The sequence below is a fragment of the Candidatus Methylomirabilota bacterium genome, from assembly GCA_035936835.1.
In the GTDB taxonomy this organism is placed as follows: domain Bacteria; phylum Methylomirabilota; class Methylomirabilia; order Rokubacteriales; family CSP1-6; genus AR37.
The window spans coordinates 1-15,324 of sequence record DASYVT010000140.1 but is presented as its reverse complement, the minus strand read 5'-3'; the positions used below and the strand labels follow the sequence as shown (position 1 = coordinate 15,324).

Genomic DNA, 15,324 nt, shown 5'->3' with positions numbered 1-15,324 from the left:
GATCAGCGCGGGGGCCAGGGTGCGCAGCCGCGCGACGAGGCCGCTCAGCCCGGCCTCGTCATGCACCACCGTCCAGGTCTCGCCGCGGGGGCGGACCGCCACATCCAACTGCGCCTTCGACACATCGATGCCGACGAACTGCGCGGCCGCGGTCCTCATAGGATCTCCTCGTTGCCCGTCCTTGCACGATGCGGGCTCAGTGCTCTGGCCCAGGCGACTGTTCGGGCTGTGGAGGAAACGGGTGTGACGACCCATGCTACCCTGCGGCCTCGGATGACCTGGGGTGAGTCGGTCTGTCACGCCCGGCCTGCTCTTCCCTCGTATCATTTCCCGCCTCCCGGCAAGATACAAGGGTGAGGGGAGATAGATGATCCACGCGTACCGGGGCGTCGTGCCCAAGGTGCACCTGTCCGCCTGGATCGCGGACTCCGCCGACGTCATCGGCGACGTGGAGCTCGGCGAAGAGTCGAGCGTCTGGTTCTCAACCATAATCCGGGGAGACGTGAACTTCATCCGCGTCGGCCGCGGGACCAACCTCCAGGACGGCACCGTCGTCCACGTAAACCGCAACGGCACGCCGACCATACTCGAGGACTACGTCACGGTCGGCCACGCCGCGCGGCTCCACGGCTGCCACATCAAGTCGAACTGCCTCATCGGCATCGGCGCCGTCGTGCTGGACGGCGCGGTGCTCGAGGAGGAGTGCGTGGTCGCCGCCGGCGCCGTCGTCTCGCCCGGCACGCTCGTGCCCAAGGGCAGCCTGCTCATGGGCGCCCCCGCGCGGGTCAAGCGCTCCGTGAGCGAGAAGGACCTCGAGCTGATCTACCGCTCGGCCAAGAGCTACATCGGCCTCGCGGCCGAGTACAGGGCCGCGCGGGGCGCCTGAGATCATGGCCATCAAGGCGGTGCGGGGCGTCCGCGACATCCTGCCGTCGGAGACGGTCAAGTGGCAGCGCGTAGAGGCCGCGGGGCGAAAGACCTTCGAGGCCTACGGCTACCGCGAGATCAGGCTGCCGCTGTTCGAGCGCACCGAGCTCTTCGCCCGCGGCATCGGCGACGAGACCGACATTGTCAAGAAGGAGATGTATACGTTCGAGGATCGCGGCGGCGACTCGCTAACGCTCCGGCCCGAGGCGACCGCCGGGCTCCTGCGCGCCTACATTGAGCACGGCTTCCAGGTCGAGGCCAAGCCCGTCCGCCTCTACACGGCCGGCCCCATGTTCCGCTATGAGCGCCCGCAGGCGGGGCGCTACCGGCAGTTCCATCAGGCCAACGTCGAGGCGCTCGGCGAGGTCAATCCCGCGGTGGACGCGGAAGTCATCTGCATGCTGATGGACTTCTTCTTCGCCCTCGGGCTCCGCGAGCGCTTGGCGCTGCACGTCAATTCCATCGGCGACGCCGGCGACCGCGCGGCATATATCGCCCGGCTCGTGGACTACCTCCGGCCCCACGCCGCGGCGCTCTGCGGGGAATGCCAGGCCCGGCTCGGGCGCAACCCGCTCCGCGTGCTGGACTGCAAGGTGCCCGACTGCCAGCCCGTTATCGAGAAGGCGCCGTCTATCCTCGACTCGCTCTCGCCCGAGGCCGCGAAGCACTTCGAGAGCGTGCGCGGCTACCTCGACGTCATGGGGCAGGCCTACACGGTGACGCCGCGCCTCGTGCGCGGCCTCGACTACTACGTGCGCACCACCTTTGAGGTGAAGACCGCGGACCTCGGCGCCCAGGACGCGGTTGCGGGCGGCGGGCGCTACGACGGCCTGATCGAGCGCCTGGGCGGCCCCGCCGACCCCGGCATCGGCTTCGCCATCGGCCTCGAGCGGGTGGTTCTTCTCCTTGGGGACGCGGAGGCGGCCTCGCGCCCGTTCGTGCTCCTGGTGCCGCTGGGAGACCAGGCGCTCCAGCGCCTGATGCCCGTCGCGCGCGCGGTCCGCCAGGGCGGAGTGGCCGCCGAGCTGGGCTATGGCGCCCGCAAGCTGCCGCGCGAGCTCGAGCGGGCCAACAAGCTCGGCGTCGCCTACGCGGTGATCGCGGGGGAGAACGAGCTGGCGGCCGGGGAGGCGGTGCTGCGCGAGATGAAGACGGGAGAGCAGCGGCGCGTGCCGATCGCGCGGTTGGCCCAGGAGCTGATCTCGCTCGGCGGCGGAGGCGCGGGTTCGTGAGCGACGTGCACGTCGAGCCAATGGGCAGTTGGAAGCGGACGAACAGTTGCGGCGAACTGCGCCGAGAACCCGCTCGGCAAGGGGAACCCGTCATCCTCATGGGTTGGGTGGCTCGACGGCGTGATCATGGTGGCATGATCTTCATCGACCTGAGGGATCGTGAAGGTATAACTCAGTGCGTTTTCTACCCGACGGCAGGCCACGAGGCATTCCTCAAGGCCCAACGTATGCGTCCGGAGTTCGTTGTGGCCGTCAAGGGACAGGTTAATCCTCGACCAGCCGACACAGTTAATCCGCGGCTCCCGACAGGCGAAATAGAAGTGCTTGTCTCGGAGGCCAAGATTCTGAATGAGAGCCGGCCGCTGCCGTTTCAGATCGATTTGGGCGCCGACGCGGAGGTGGACGAGACGCTCCGTCTCAAGTACCGCTACCTCGACATGCGCCGCGCTCCCGTCCTCAAGGCGTTCCAGGTGCGCGACCTGCTCTGCCGGGCCGTGCGCGACTACCTTCACGAGCACGGCTTCCTCGAGGTGGAAACGCCCTTCCTGACTCGCTCGACTCCGGAGGGCGCGCGCGACTTCCTCGTGCCGAGCCGGCTCCAGGCGGGCTCCTTCTACGCGCTGCCGCAGTCACCCCAGCTCTTCAAGCAGCTCCTGATGGTGGCGGGCTTCGAGCGCTATTTCCAGATCGTCCGCTGCTTTCGCGACGAGGATCTCCGCAAGGACCGCCAGCCGGAGTTCACCCAGGTCGACATCGAGACCTCCTTCCTCGACCGCGACGACTTTCTGCCCATCGTCGAGGGCTTGGTCGCCGCGATCTGGCGCCGGGTGAAGGGGGTGGAGCTCGCGCTGCCGTTCCCGCGGCTGGCCTACGACGAGGCCATGGCGCGATTCGGCTCCGACAAACCCGACCTGCGCTTCGGCCTCGAGCTCCAGGACGTGACCGCGCTCTTTGTGGGCGGCGAGTTCCAGGCCTTCGCCCAGGTCGTGGCGGGCGGTGGCGCCGTCAAGGCGCTCCGCATCCCCGGAGCCGGCTCTATGTCCCGCAAGGAGCTTGACGACCTCACGGCCGAGGCCAAGCAGGCCGGGGCCAAGGGGCTGGTCTGGATCAAGGTGACGGCGGAGGGTCTCAACTCGCCGGTCGCCAAGTTCCTCTCCGCCGTCCAGGAGCGGCTGCTGAGCCTATGCGGCGCGGCCGCCGGCGACCTCGTGCTGCTGGTGGGCGACGCCCCGGCGGTTGCCGCGACGGTCCTCGGCCGCCTGCGCGTGGACCTGGCCAGGCGGTTCACGCTCATCCCGGAAGACCGCGACGTCTTTGCATGGGTCATCGACTTTCCTCTCGTGGAATGGAACGCGGACGAGAAGCGCTGGGACGCCGTCCACCATCCGTTCACGGCGCCGCGCGATGAGGACCTGCCGCTGCTCGAGTCCGACCCGGGCAAGGCGCGGGCGAAGGCGTATGACCTCGTGCTCAACGGCCAGGAGGCCGCCGGCGGCTCTATCCGCATACACCAGCAGTCGGTCCAGGAGCGCCTCTTCGGCCTGATCGGCATCTCCAAGGAGGAGGCGCGGGCGCGCTTCGGCTTCCTGCTGGAGGCCCTCGAGTTCGGCGCGCCGCCGATGGGAGGTATCGCCTTCGGACTCGACCGGCTGGCGGCGAGCCTGGTTGGGCAGGAGTCCATCCGCGAGGTCATCGCATTTCCGAAGACGCAGAAGGGCACCTGCCCGCTCACCGACGCTCCCGCTCCGGTGGACGCGCGCCAGCTCCGCGACCTCGGAATCCGCATCGTCGAAGGAGCCGGCCCCGCGTGACCGAAGTCGCCAGCGCCACCCGCCGCGTCCTGATTCCGCCGGACCTCAACCTGCTCGCCTTGCTCGGGCGCAATGACGAACACCTAAAGCTGCTCGAGACGCAGTACAACGTCCAGGTCACCTCCCGCGGCCACGACATCACGCTCCGGGGCGACGAGGGAAGGCTCCAGCAGGCGGAGAAGGTGCTGCGCGAGCTGATCGACATGCTGCGCGCGCGGCCGTCGCTGGGCGCGTCCGACATCCGCTCGGCCCTCCGCATCGCCGGCGCCGAGCCGGACACTGACCTCAAGGGTTTCCTGGCCGACGCCATCGTGGTGCCGTCGCGGCGCAAGCTGATCAGCCCGAAGACGGCCAACCAGAAGCGCTACCTCGACGCGATCAGGAGCCACGACCTCGTCATCTCCATCGGGCCGGCGGGCACCGGCAAGTCCTACCTCGCCGTCGCCATGGCGGTCTCCGCCCTCGTCAAGCGTGAGGTCTCGCGCATCATCCTGACGCGCCCGGCGGTCGAGGCGGGCGAGCGGCTGGGTTTCCTGCCGGGCGACCTGATCGAGAAGTTCCATCCCTACCTCCGGCCGCTCTACGATGCGCTGTACGACATGATCGAGGCCGAGAAGGTCGCCACGCTCAGCGAGAAGGGGGCGATCGAGATCGCGCCGCTCGCGTACATGCGCGGCCGCACGCTCAACGACGCGTTCATCATCCTCGACGAGGCGCAGAACACGACATCGGAGCAGATGAAGATGTTCCTGACGCGCCTCGGCTTCAACTCGAAGATGGTCATCACGGGGGACATCACGCAGGTGGACCTGCCGGCCAGCCGTCCGTCTGGGCTCATCGAGATCCAGACCGTGCTGGAGGGGATCGACGGTATCCACTTCGTCTATTTCGACCACCGCGACGTGGTCCGCCACGACCTCGTCTCCGCCATCGTGCGTGCCTACGACCGCGTCAAGCCCGGCCGGCGCACGCCCCCTCACCCTGCCCTCTCCCCCGGTGGGGGAGAGGGAGACTCGAGCACCCTGGCTTCTCCCGCTCGCCCTCCTCTGGAGGGAGAGGGTTAGGGTGGGCGCTTGAGGCCCGTGGCCGTCAGCAATCGCCAGCGCCGCGTCCGCGTCTCGACGCCGAGACTGCGCGCTACGGCAGAGGCCGCGCTGCGCGCGCTCGGGCGCGCCGATCTCCATGTCGACGTTACCGTGGTGGACGACCCCGCGATCCGGCGGCTCAACGCGCGCTACCTCCGCAGGCGCACGACCACCGATGTGCTCGCCTTCGACCTCGAGGCGGATTTCCACGCGACCGGGCCGTCTCGCCTCATGGGCGAGGTGATCGTCTGCGCGGACACGGCGAGGCGGCAGGCCCGGCGCGTCGGCGTGTCGGTGGCGCTCGAGCTCGACCTGCTGGTGGTCCACGGGCTCCTGCATCTGGCGGGCTGGGACGACCACGAGCCTCGGGAGGCGCGGCTCATGCACGAGCGCGAGCGGGAGATCCTGGCGGAGACCGGGCGGCGCGCGCCGTCGCGTCTCTGGAACGGGCTCCTCGAGCCGCGATGACCGATTCCGGGCACAGGGCGGGCTTCGTCGCGCTGGTGGGCCGGCCGAACGTCGGCAAGTCTACGCTTCTCAACCGTCTCGTGGGCGAGAAGATGGCCATCGTCTCGCGCCGGCCGCAGACCACCCGGACGCGCATCACAGGCATCAAGCACCTGCCTCACGCCCAGGTGGTCTTCGTGGATACGCCGGGCCTGCACGAGAGCACGGGCCGGCTCGGCAAGCTCATGGTCAGGACCGCGGAGCGGGCGCTTCAGGACGTCGACCTCGTCTGCCTGGTTCTCGAGGCGACCGAGAAACCCGAGCGGCTCGACCGCGCCATCTTCGAGCGCCTCAAGGGCGCGCGCGTTCCCGTGTACGCCGTCCTCAACAAGATCGATCTCGTCGCTCCCAAGTCGAAGCTCCTGGCGCTCATCTCCGCCTGCTGCGCCGCGTTTGCCTTCAAGGAGATCGTGCCGGTGTCGGCCGAGACCGGGGAGAACTGCGAGCACCTGCTGGCCCTCATCGTGGCGGCCATGCCGCAGCGACCGCCGCACTTCCCGCGAGAGTCGCTGACCGACCAGCCCGAGACCTTTTGGGTCGCCGAGACGATACGCGAGAAGATCTTCCGCCTGACAAACCAGGAAGTGCCGTACGCCTGCGCGGTTCGCGTGGCGGAGATCAGCGAGCGCAAGCGCCCCGAGTGCCTGTACATCCGGGCGAGCATCTTCGTCGAGCGCGACTCGCAGAAAGGCATCCTGATCGGCAAGGGCGGGGCGACCCTCAAGCGGATCGGCACCACGGCGCGCGAAGACCTCGAGCGCTTCTTCGGGATCAAGGTGTTCCTCGAGCTCGCGGTGGCGGTGAGACGAAACTGGAGAACAGACGATCGGGCCCTCAAGGAGTTCGGCTTCTTGCTGACGTCCTGACGATGGCGCTCTACCGGACGCAGGGCATCGTCATCGGGCGCCGGGCGCTCGGCGAGAGCGACCGGCTGGTGGACTTCTACACGCGCGACCATGGGCGCGTCCGCGGGGTCGCCAAGTCGGCGCGGCGGATGCGCTCCCGCTTCGGCAGCGCGCTCGAGCTCTTCACGCTGGGCGAGCTGGTCTTCTTCGACACGGGGCGCAGCGAGCTGGTGCGCGTGGACCACTTCGACATCGTCCACCCCTTCGTGCGGGTGCGCGAGCACCTGGAGCGGCTGGGGCAGGGGGCGTGGGTCATCGAGTGCCTGACGCGGCTCACGCCGGATCGCGATTCGCAGCCGGCCCTCTTCGGGCTTACCCTGCGAAGCCTCCGCGCGCTCGACTCCGGCGCCCGGCCTCAGCGGGTCGCCAGCTGCTTCGCACTGCGCGCGGTGGACCTCCTCGGCCACCGGCCGCGGATCGACCGCTGCATCGAGTGCGGGCGCGCTTACCCGTTTCCCGAGGCCGCCCTCGACGTGACGGCAGGCGGACTTCTCTGCGGCCGCTGCGGGGCCGGCGCGGACGCGCTCCCGCTCTCGGGCCCCGCCGTCGGGCTCCTCAAGCGGCTGCGCGCCCTGGCGTGGGAGGAAGGGCTCCGGGTGCCGCTCGCCGCCGACCTCGACGCGGAGCTGGCGGCGACGCTCGAGGGCGTCATGACCCGCCTCATCGGCCACCCGCCGCGCTCCGCCCGCTTTCTCGCCCAGACCCGCCGCACGCTCACCGCGCATCCCTGATCCCCGCAATCGCCGTGCTATCCTGACCCCATGTCGGTGACCATGGACACGCTCGTTTCCCTCTGCAAGCGGCGCGGTTTCATCTTCCAGTCGAGCGAGATCTACGGCGGCACGGGCTCCTGCTACGACTACGGCCCGCTGGGTGTCGAGCTCAAGCAGAACATCAAGCGGCTCTTGTGGCGGGACTTCGTCCAGAGCCGCGCGGACATGGTGGGCATCGACGCGTCGATCCTGATGCACCCGATGGTGTGGAAGGCGAGCGGGCACCTGGACCACTTCACCGACCCCATGGTGGACTGCCGGGAGTGCAAGCTGCGCTTCCGCGCGGACCACGTGGCCGCGCTGCCGTGGACGCACTACTGCCCCGCGACCAAGGGGAACAAGTTCACGATTCCTGCCGGGGAGCCGTGCTCGCACTGCGGCGCGCGGCGGACGCTGTGTCCCGACTGCGGCAAGGGCGACCTGACGGCGCCGCGCCAGTTCAACCTCATGTTCAAGACCTTCATGGGCCCGGTCGAAGAGGACGCGTCCGTCGCCTACCTCCGACCCGAGACGGCCCAGGCCATGTTCGTCAACTTCGACAACGTGCTTCAGTCCATGCGGATGAAACTCCCTTTTGGCATCGCTCAGGCCGGGCGATCGTTCCGCAACGAGATCACGCCCGGCAACTTCATCTTCCGGACGCGGGAGTTCGAGCAGATGGAGATCGAGTACTTCGTCAACCCGCGGGACGCCGTCGAGGGGCGGCCCGCCGACGAGTACTGGCACGACCGGTGGATCGCGGACTGCATGGCGTGGTTCCGGCGCTACGGGCTGCGCGAGGAAAATCTGAAGCTGCGCGAGCATGATAAAGACGAGCTCTCGCACTACTCCAAGCGCACCGTGGACATCGACTATCGCTTCCCCATCGGCTGGAGCGAGCTGATGGGTATCGCCAACCGGACGGACTTCGACCTGAAGCAGCACTCGAAGTTCAGCGGCAAGTCGCTGACGTACTTCGACGACGAGCGCAAGGAGCACGTCGTGCCCTACGTCATCGAGCCCGCGATCGGCGTAGACCGCGCGCTCCTCGCCTTCATGGCCGATGCCTACGTCGAGGAAGAGGTGCGGGGCGAGAAGCGGGTGGTCCTGCGCTTCCACCCCGAGCTGGCGCCGGTGAAGGTGGCCGTCCTGCCGCTTCTCAAGAAGCGCGATGAGATCGTGCGTGCCGCTCACGCGATCCGCGCCGATCTCGCCAAGCAGTGGCGAGTCGTGTACGACGACACGGCGGCCATCGGCAGGCTCTACAGGCGCCAGGACGAAGTCGGCACGCCCTACTGCGTCACCGTGGACGTGCAGACCGCGGGCGACAGCGAGAAGGGCGAGGCGGGCGACGGCAAGGTGACGATACGCGATCGCGACTCGATGGCGCAGGCCCGCGTCCCCATCGACGCGCTGCCCGGGGTCTTCCACGATCTCCTGAGCGGTGGCGCCTGGGCCCAGGTCGCCGCCCGCTTCGAGCGGCAGATCGAGAAGTAGAGGCCGACCCCACCCTGGTGGACATGTGTATGCTCTCGACCCGGACGCATCTGGTGTCCTCTCTCCTGCTGGCTTCCTGCGCGACGGCCTCTCCAGAGGAAGCCGCGCTCCGCGACATGGCTTGGGACGTCGCGACACGGTGCGCGGGGGGCAAGAACATTCTGGTGGATAGGGTCGATTCGTACCTGCGCGTGTGGACGTCGCTGCCTCAGGGAGGCCAGCAGGATGTGCCGGCCTTGAACAAGTGTTATGTCGAAGGAACGCGAGCCGAGCTCGCCAAGCGGCCCGATCTCCAAGCCTGGCTTCGGGCGCACCCGAGCCGGTAACGACGCGCGGGCGGGCCCTACTGGCCCTGAGCTGGGGGCTTCGGCGTCTGGGCTGAGCCGGTTGGCGCCGCACCGGTGGCTGCCTCGGTAGGCGGCGTGCTTGGCGTCGCCGGCGAGTCGCCCTTGGTCCCGCCCCGCAAGGGCCCGCAGGTGTTCCTGGGCTCGGTGCCGGCCAGGAAGGCCATCATCACGGGCTTGACGCAGGAGCCCGACGCCGAGAGATCCACCGGCACGATCACCACGCCCTCCGGCACCGGGAAGTCCTCCACCGGCTTGCCTGCCAGCGCCTCCTTCATGAAGGTCGTCCAGATCGGCACCGCCACGCGCGAGCCCGTCTCGTCCTTGCCGAGGCTCTTCGGGCGGTCGTAGCCGACCCAGACGCCCGTGGCCAATGTCGGTGTGAAGCCGATGAACCAAGCGTTGGAGTAGTCGTTCGTCGTGCCCGTCTTGGCCGCCACGGGCCTGCCGAGGGCCTTGGCCGCGTGACCCGTGCCGCGCTCGACGGTGCCCTTCATCATGTGGGTCATGACGTAGGCGAGATCGGCAGGGAGCGCCTGCCGCCCCTGCGGCACGTTCTCCTCGAGGAGCTTGCGCTGCGAGTCCAGCACGTAGCGGATGGCGGTCGGTTTGACCCACGTGCCCTGGTTGGCGAGCGCGCCGTAGGCCGAGGTCAGCTCGAGCAGCGTCAGGTCTGACGTGCCCAGCGCGATCGACAGGTTCTCCTGAAGCGGGCTGTCCACGCCGAGGCGGCGGGCGATGTCCACGGTGCGTCGGATGCCGGTCCGCTCCTGGACCTTGATGGCCGCGACGTTGATGGATTCTTCGAGCGCCCGCTGGTAGGTGATGGGGCCGCGGAACTTCCTGTCGTAGTTGTCCGGCTTCCAGATCTTCCCGCCGGCGAGCGGGTACTGGATGGGCGAGTCGTCCACCACGCTGGCCGGCGTCTGCCCGGACTCGAGCGCTGCCATGTACACGAAGGGTTTGAAGGCGGAGCCCGGCTGGCGGTGGGCCTGCACCGCGCGGTTGAACTCGCTCTTGAAGAAGTCGTAGCCGCCCACCATGGCGCGGATGTAGCCGGTCTGGGGCTCGAGGGCGAGCAACGCTCCCTCTGGCCGCTCCGGAGCCGGCGCGTTTTTGCCCGCCGACGAGGCGCGGCGCGTCTCGAGCGCACGCAGCCCGTCGCGCAGCGAGGCTTCCGCCTTGAGCTGCATGGCGGGCGACAGCGTGGTGTAGACGTGCAGTCCGCCCTTGAAGACGAGGTCGGCGCCGTACTGCGCCTCGAGGTACTGCTGGACGTACTCGAGGTAATACTGGCCCGTCGTGCGGCGGCGCTCCGGCGGCACCAGGTCGAGGGCCACCTCGGCGAGGCGCTTGGCCTGGCTGGGCTTCATCGCCCCCGTGTCCACCATGCGCGTCAGCACGATGGCGCGCCGCCGCATGGCGGCCTCCGGGTGCTCGAAGGGCGAGTAGGTTGCCGGCGCCTTCGGCAGCCCCGCTAGGAGCGCGCACTCCGCTGGCGCGAGCTCGCTCACGCCCTTGCCGAAGAAGGTGCGCGAGGCGGCCTCGACGCCGAAGGCGCCGTGGCCGAAGTAGATTTGGTTGAGGTACATCTCGAGAATGCGGTCCTTGGAGTAGCGGCGCTCGAGCTCGATGGCGAGCACCGCCTCCTTCAGCTTGCGGTCGAGGCTCCTGTCCGGCGTGAGGAAGAGGACCTTGGCCAGCTGCTGGGTGATGGTGCTGCCGCCCTCCACGATGCGTCCGCGGCGGAAGTTCTGGTAGACCGCCCGCGCGATGCCCATCGGGTCTACGCCGAAGTGGGAATAGAAACGTGCGTCCTCTGTTGCAATGACGGCCTGCTTGAGCGCCTGCGGCATCTGGCCGAGCGTCACGAAGATGCGTCGCTCGACGTGGAACTCGGTGATTGGCTCATCGTTCTCGTCGTAGACCTTCGAGCCGACGCTGGGCTCGAGGCTCTCCAGCTGGGTGACGGAGGGCAGGGAGCGCGGCAGGATCGTCAGCACCCAGAACGCCGAGACGCCGGCGGCGAGCACGCCGACGGCGACCACGACTACCATGGGCACGAGGAGCAGGCGCAGCCAGCGCCGGCGGCGCTTCAGGGGCTTGGAACGCGGTTTCCCTCGTGGCTCGCGGGCCATGGATTGCTATTATACCCACGTGAGCGCGACCCGTCCTTCGATCGACGCCCAGATGGCCCGCATCCGCCGCGGCGCCGCCGAGATCGTCGTCGAGGCCGATCTGCGCGCAAAGCTCGAGCGCTCGGAGCGGACCGGGAGCCCGCTGAAGGTCAAGCTGGGCCTCGACCCCACGGCGCCCGACCTCCACCTTGGGCACACGGTCGTCCTCCAAAAGCTGCGCGATTTCCAGGAGCTCGGCCACCAGATCATCATCATCATCGGTGACTTCACCGGGATGATCGGCGATCCCACGGGCCGCTCGGAGACGCGCAAGCCGCTCACCTGGGACGAGATCCGCGTCAACGCCGAGACGTATCGCTCGCAGCTGGGCAAGGTCCTGGACATGAGCAGGACGCGCGTGGAGTTCAACTCCACGTGGCTGGCTCCGTTGACGTTCGAGAACATCATTCGGGAGGCCGCGCACCTCACGGTGGCGCAGATGCTCCAGCGCGAGGACTTCGCCAACCGCTACGCCTCTGGGCGTCCCATCAGTCTTCACGAGCTGCTGTATCCGCTCGCGCAAGGGTACGACTCTGTCGCGCTGGGATCCGACGTCGAGCTTGGAGGCACGGACCAGACTTTCAACCTGCTGGTGGGCCGCGATCTCCAGCGCGCGCACGGCCAGGAGCCCCAGGTGGCGCTGACCGTGCCGATCCTCGAAGGCCTCGACGGCGTACAGAAGATGTCGAAGAGCCTCGGCAACGCAGTCGGCATTGCCGACCCGCCGGCCGACATGTACGGAAAGCTCATGTCAGTCTCGGACGACCTGATGTTCAGGTACTTCGAGTTGGTGACCCGGGTTTCAGAGGAGGAGATCCAGGCCCTGAAGAAGCTTCATCCGATGGAGGCCAAGAAGCGGCTGGCTTGGACGGTAACGGCTGCCTACCACGGCCAACAGGAGGCATCCGGAGCAGAGGCGAACTTCAAACGGGTCTTCCAGGATAAGAAAAACCCTAACAATATTGAAGAGATAAGGCTTCCGGTGAAAGGGGCTCTTCCGGGCTCCGTTCTTCCCGCCGGGCGAGACGCTTGGCCTGTCTGGAAGGTGATTAAGGAGGCCGGCTTGGTGGTCTCCTCTTCTGAGGCCCACCGGATGATCCAACAAGGGGCTGTCGAGGTGGATGGAAGCCGTGTCTCGGATGCCAACCAGACCTTATCGCCGGGGCGAGGATACCTTATCCGGGTAGGCAAGAGGCGCTTCAAGAGAGTGGTTCTCGAAGACTAGCGAGTCTGAGAAGGATTTACTTGACAGGCTTTTACGTCCCGAGTAGTATCACCCCTTGCCCATCCTCATAGGTGGCAACGCCTCTGGGGTGGGTGTTGAGAGACGGTAGCGGGTCGGAAGCACTCAAGCTGACCTGTTCCACCTCATCCAAAGGGGTCATTACCCCGCCGTTCTTTGAAAATCGCATATGTTACTGGCTCACCGACGAAGTGTGAGCACCATCCGTAACTACTGAGTACCTTGCGCTCGACCGATGCAACATCTTGGTTGGGCTTTTAGGGACCAGGTCTTCAAGTTTGTCGATTTTTCATGGCGAGTTTGATCCTGGCTCAGAGCGAACGCTGGCGGCGTACTTAACACATGCAAGTCGAACGAGGATCATGGTGTGAGCAATCATGTCGTGGTCCTAGTGGCGCACGGGTGAGTAACACGTGGGTAACCTGCCCTTGAGTTCGGGATACCCCCTCGAAAGGGGGGCTAATACCGGATACGTTCCTCGGATCGACAGGTCTGGGGAGGAAAGGTGGCGCAAGCTGCCGCTCTTGGAGGGGCTCGCGGCCTATCAGCTAGTTGGCGGGGTAACGGCCCACCAAGGCTATGACGGGTAGCTGGTCTGAGAGGACGACCAGTCACACGGGGACTGAGACACGGCCCCGACTCCTACGGGAGGCAGCAGTGGGGAATTTTCCGCAATGGGCGAAAGCCTGACGGAGTGACGCCGCGTGTGGGACGAAGGCCTTCGGGTCGTAAACCACTGTCAGTGGGAAAGAAGGGTGTCGGCGTTAATACCGCCGGCATTTGACGGTACCTGCAGAGGAAGCCCCGGCCAACTCTGTGCCAGCAGCCGCGGTAAGACAGAGGGGGCAAGCGTTGCTCGGAATTACTGGGCGTAAAGGGCGCGTAGGCGGGATGGCAAGTCGGTCGTGAAATCCTTCGGCTCAACCGAAGAACGTCGATCGATACTGCTGTTCTTGAGGGTTGCAGAGGAGACTGGAATTCCCGGTGTAGCGGTGAAATGTGTAGAGATCGGGAGGAACACCGGTGGCGAAGGCGGGTCTCTGGGCAATTCCTGACGCTGAGGCGCGAAAGCGTGGGGAGCAAACGGGATTAGATACCCCGGTAGTCCACGCTGTAAACGATGACGACTAGGTGTGGGGGGGTTCAGTCCCCTCCGTGCCGCAGCTAACGCATTAAGTCGTCCGCCTGGGGAGTACGGCCGCAAGGTTGAAACTCAAAGGAATTGACGGGGGCCCGCACAAGCGGTGGAGCATGTGGTTCAATTCGATGCAGAGCGAAGAACCTTACCTGGGCTTGACATGCAGGAAGTAGAAACCGGAAACGGCGACGACCTGTTAAGTCAGGAACCTGCACAGGTGGTGCATGGCTGTCGTCAGCTCGTGCCGTGAGGTGTTGGGTTAAGTCCCGCAACGAGCGCAACCCTCACCCTATGTTGCCATCGGGTAATGCCGGGCACTCTTGGGGAACTGCCGGCGAAGAGCTGGAGGAAGGGGGGGATGACGTCAAGTCCGTATGCCCCTTATGTCCAGGGCTACACACATGCTACAATGGCCGATACAGAGGGTTCCCAACCCGCAAGGGGGAGGCAATCCCACAAAGTCGGTCTCAGTTCGGATTGCAGGCTGCAACTCGCCTGCATGAAGTCGGAATCGCTAGTAAGCGCAGATCAGCAGGCTGCGCTGAATACGTTCCCGGGCCTTGTACACACCGCCCGTCACACCACGAAAGCCGGTTGTACCAGAAGTCGCTGAGCCAACCGCAAGGGAGCAGGCGCCGAAGGTATGGTCGGTGATTGGGGTGAAGTCGTAACAAGGTAGCCGTAGGGGAACCTGCGGCTGGATCACCTCCTTTCTAAGGAGCTTCGAGGGTCCGGGGGTCCTTCACGGATCTCCGGGCCCTCCACAGCTTCGTTCTTCAGCTCTAACTTTCTCGCGTGAGCCAGTAACATTTTCTTCTTCTGGGCCTTTAGCTCAGCTGGCTAGAGCGCGCGCTTGATAAGCGCGAGGTCCCTGGTTCGACCCCAGGAAGGCCCACCAGAATGGCGTGCTGGGGATGTAGCTCAGTTGGGAGAGCACCTGCTTTGCAAGCAGGGGGTCGCCGGTTCGAATCCGGTCATCTCCACCAGGCGTGAACGCGATTGAGAGAGGCGCGGCTCCGGCCGCGAAGCTCTTTGACAATTGAATACGTTGATTCTCGAGTGTAGCCAAGCGATGTTCTCCGTACGTAGGCAATGAAATTCGTGGTCAAGCTACTAAGGGCGAACGGTGGATGCCTTGGCGCCAGGAAGCGACGAAGGGCGTGGCTAGCTGCGATAAGCCTCGGGGAGCCGCAAGCAGGCTTTGATCCGAGGATGCCCGAATGGGGGAACCCGGCTGGGGTAATGCCCAGTCGTCCGTCACTGAATCCATAGGTGGCGAGACGCGAACCGAGGGAACTGAAACATCTCAGTACCTCGAGGAAAATAAAGAAAACTCGATTCCCTGAGTAGCGGCGAGCGAAAGGGGAACAGCCTAAACCGGATCGGCGCAAGCCAGTCCGGGGTTGCGGGGCGCTGGTAGGGTGTAGCCCGGAGAGTTACAAAATCAGACGATAGCTGAAGGCTCTGGAAAGAGCCGCCACAGAAGGTGAGAGCCCTGTAGGCGAAATCGTCCTGATCTCTCTGGCCAGCGTTCCCAAGTACTACGGGACACGTGAAACCCCGTAGGAATCCGGAGGGACCACCCTCCAAGGCTAAATATTCCCTGGCGACCGATAGTGAACCAGTACCGTGAGGGAAAGGCGAAAAGAACCCCGGTGAGGGGAGTGAAATAGAACCTGAAACCGTTTGCCTACAAGCGGTGGGAG

11 protein-coding genes, 2 tRNA genes and 2 rRNA genes are annotated in these 15,324 nt (G+C 66.2%); 14 read left to right on the top strand and 1 reads right to left on the bottom strand.

Going from position 1 to position 15,324, the window contains the following annotated elements; translation table 11 throughout:
- Positions 1-367: 367 nt before the first annotated feature.
- From VGV06_12425 to VGV06_12385, 9 genes are read left to right on the top strand one after another with little or no spacing between them, the layout of a single operon-like run.
- Positions 368-886, top strand: coding sequence for a gamma carbonic anhydrase family protein (locus VGV06_12425; GenBank protein ID HEV2055958.1), 519 nt, complete (start codon positions 368-370; stop codon positions 884-886).
- Positions 887-890: 4 nt separating this feature from the next.
- A complete protein-coding gene (hisS, locus tag VGV06_12420) occupies positions 891-2,159 on the top strand; it encodes a histidine--tRNA ligase (protein HEV2055957.1) in 1,269 nt (422 codons plus the stop codon).
- Between the two features lie 20 nt (positions 2,160-2,179).
- Positions 2,180-3,970 (top strand): aspartate--tRNA ligase, encoded by a 1,791-nt coding sequence (gene aspS / locus VGV06_12415; GenBank protein HEV2055956.1) that lies wholly within the window; start codon positions 2,180-2,182, stop codon positions 3,968-3,970.
- A complete protein-coding gene (locus VGV06_12410; protein HEV2055955.1) occupies positions 3,967-5,034 on the top strand; it encodes a PhoH family protein in 1,068 nt (355 codons plus the stop codon). Before aspS ends, VGV06_12410 begins: the two co-directional genes overlap by 4 nt.
- 18 nt (positions 5,035-5,052) lie before the next feature.
- On the top strand, positions 5,053-5,523 hold the full coding sequence (gene ybeY, locus VGV06_12405; protein ID HEV2055954.1) for an rRNA maturation RNase YbeY: 471 nt from the start codon (positions 5,053-5,055) through the stop codon (positions 5,521-5,523).
- Positions 5,520-6,428 (top strand): GTPase Era, encoded by a 909-nt coding sequence (gene era, locus VGV06_12400; GenBank protein ID HEV2055953.1) that lies wholly within the window; start codon positions 5,520-5,522, stop codon positions 6,426-6,428. The genes ybeY and era overlap by 4 nt, the downstream gene beginning before the upstream one ends.
- A gap of 2 nt (positions 6,429-6,430) precedes the next feature.
- The gene (recO, locus tag VGV06_12395) at positions 6,431-7,198 is read left to right on the top strand and encodes a DNA repair protein RecO (GenBank protein ID HEV2055952.1); all 768 of its coding nucleotides are present in this window, start codon (positions 6,431-6,433) and stop codon (positions 7,196-7,198) included.
- 42 nt (positions 7,199-7,240) lie between these two features.
- Positions 7,241-8,716 (top strand): glycine--tRNA ligase, encoded by a 1,476-nt coding sequence (locus VGV06_12390; protein HEV2055951.1) that lies wholly within the window; start codon positions 7,241-7,243, stop codon positions 8,714-8,716.
- 29 nt (positions 8,717-8,745) lie between these two features.
- Positions 8,746-9,042, top strand: a complete 297-nt coding sequence (locus VGV06_12385) for a hypothetical protein (GenBank protein ID HEV2055950.1) — start codon at positions 8,746-8,748, stop codon at positions 9,040-9,042.
- A gap of 17 nt (positions 9,043-9,059) precedes the next feature.
- Here the strand turns inward: VGV06_12385 and VGV06_12380 are convergent, their stop codons facing one another.
- Positions 9,060-11,198 carry a PBP1A family penicillin-binding protein gene (locus VGV06_12380; protein HEV2055949.1) on the bottom strand — a complete coding sequence of 713 codons (2,139 nt, stop codon included), beginning with the start codon at positions 11,196-11,198 and terminating at the stop codon, positions 9,060-9,062.
- Between the two features lie 19 nt (positions 11,199-11,217).
- Here VGV06_12380 and tyrS point away from each other — a divergent pair, with 19 nt between their 5' ends.
- The 5 genes from tyrS to VGV06_12355 all read left to right on the top strand — a co-directional run.
- Positions 11,218-12,462, top strand: a complete 1,245-nt coding sequence (tyrS, locus tag VGV06_12375; protein HEV2055948.1) for a tyrosine--tRNA ligase — start codon at positions 11,218-11,220, stop codon at positions 12,460-12,462.
- Between the two features lie 306 nt (positions 12,463-12,768).
- Positions 12,769-14,331: ribosomal RNA gene (locus tag VGV06_12370) — 16S ribosomal RNA — on the top strand.
- A 108-nt stretch (positions 14,332-14,439) separates the two neighbouring features.
- Positions 14,440-14,516 (top strand) — tRNA-Ile (locus VGV06_12365).
- Between the two features lie 12 nt (positions 14,517-14,528).
- A tRNA-Ala gene (locus VGV06_12360) sits at positions 14,529-14,604 on the top strand.
- Between the two features lie 117 nt (positions 14,605-14,721).
- Positions 14,722-15,324: ribosomal RNA gene (locus VGV06_12355) — 23S ribosomal RNA — on the top strand; the annotation flags it as partial.

Excerpts from the sequence above, each read along its gene's own strand:
- era (HEV2055953.1), top strand. The coding sequence starts at position 5,520 with ATGACCGATTCCGGGCACAGGGCGGGCTTCGTCGCGCTGGTGGGCCGG.
- hisS (HEV2055957.1), top strand. The coding sequence starts at position 891 with ATGGCCATCAAGGCGGTGCGGGGCGTCCGCGACATCCTGCCGTCGGAG.
- VGV06_12380 (HEV2055949.1), bottom strand. The coding sequence starts at position 11,198 with ATGGCCCGCGAGCCACGAGGGAAACCGCGTTCCAAGCCCCTGAAGCGC.
- VGV06_12390 (HEV2055951.1), top strand. The coding sequence starts at position 7,241 with ATGGACACGCTCGTTTCCCTCTGCAAGCGGCGCGGTTTCATCTTCCAG.
- recO (HEV2055952.1), top strand. The coding sequence starts at position 6,431 with ATGGCGCTCTACCGGACGCAGGGCATCGTCATCGGGCGCCGGGCGCTC.
- aspS (HEV2055956.1), top strand. The coding sequence starts at position 2,180 with ATGGGCAGTTGGAAGCGGACGAACAGTTGCGGCGAACTGCGCCGAGAA.
- VGV06_12425 (HEV2055958.1), top strand. The coding sequence starts at position 368 with ATGATCCACGCGTACCGGGGCGTCGTGCCCAAGGTGCACCTGTCCGCC.
- VGV06_12385 (HEV2055950.1), top strand. The coding sequence starts at position 8,746 with ATGCTCTCGACCCGGACGCATCTGGTGTCCTCTCTCCTGCTGGCTTCC.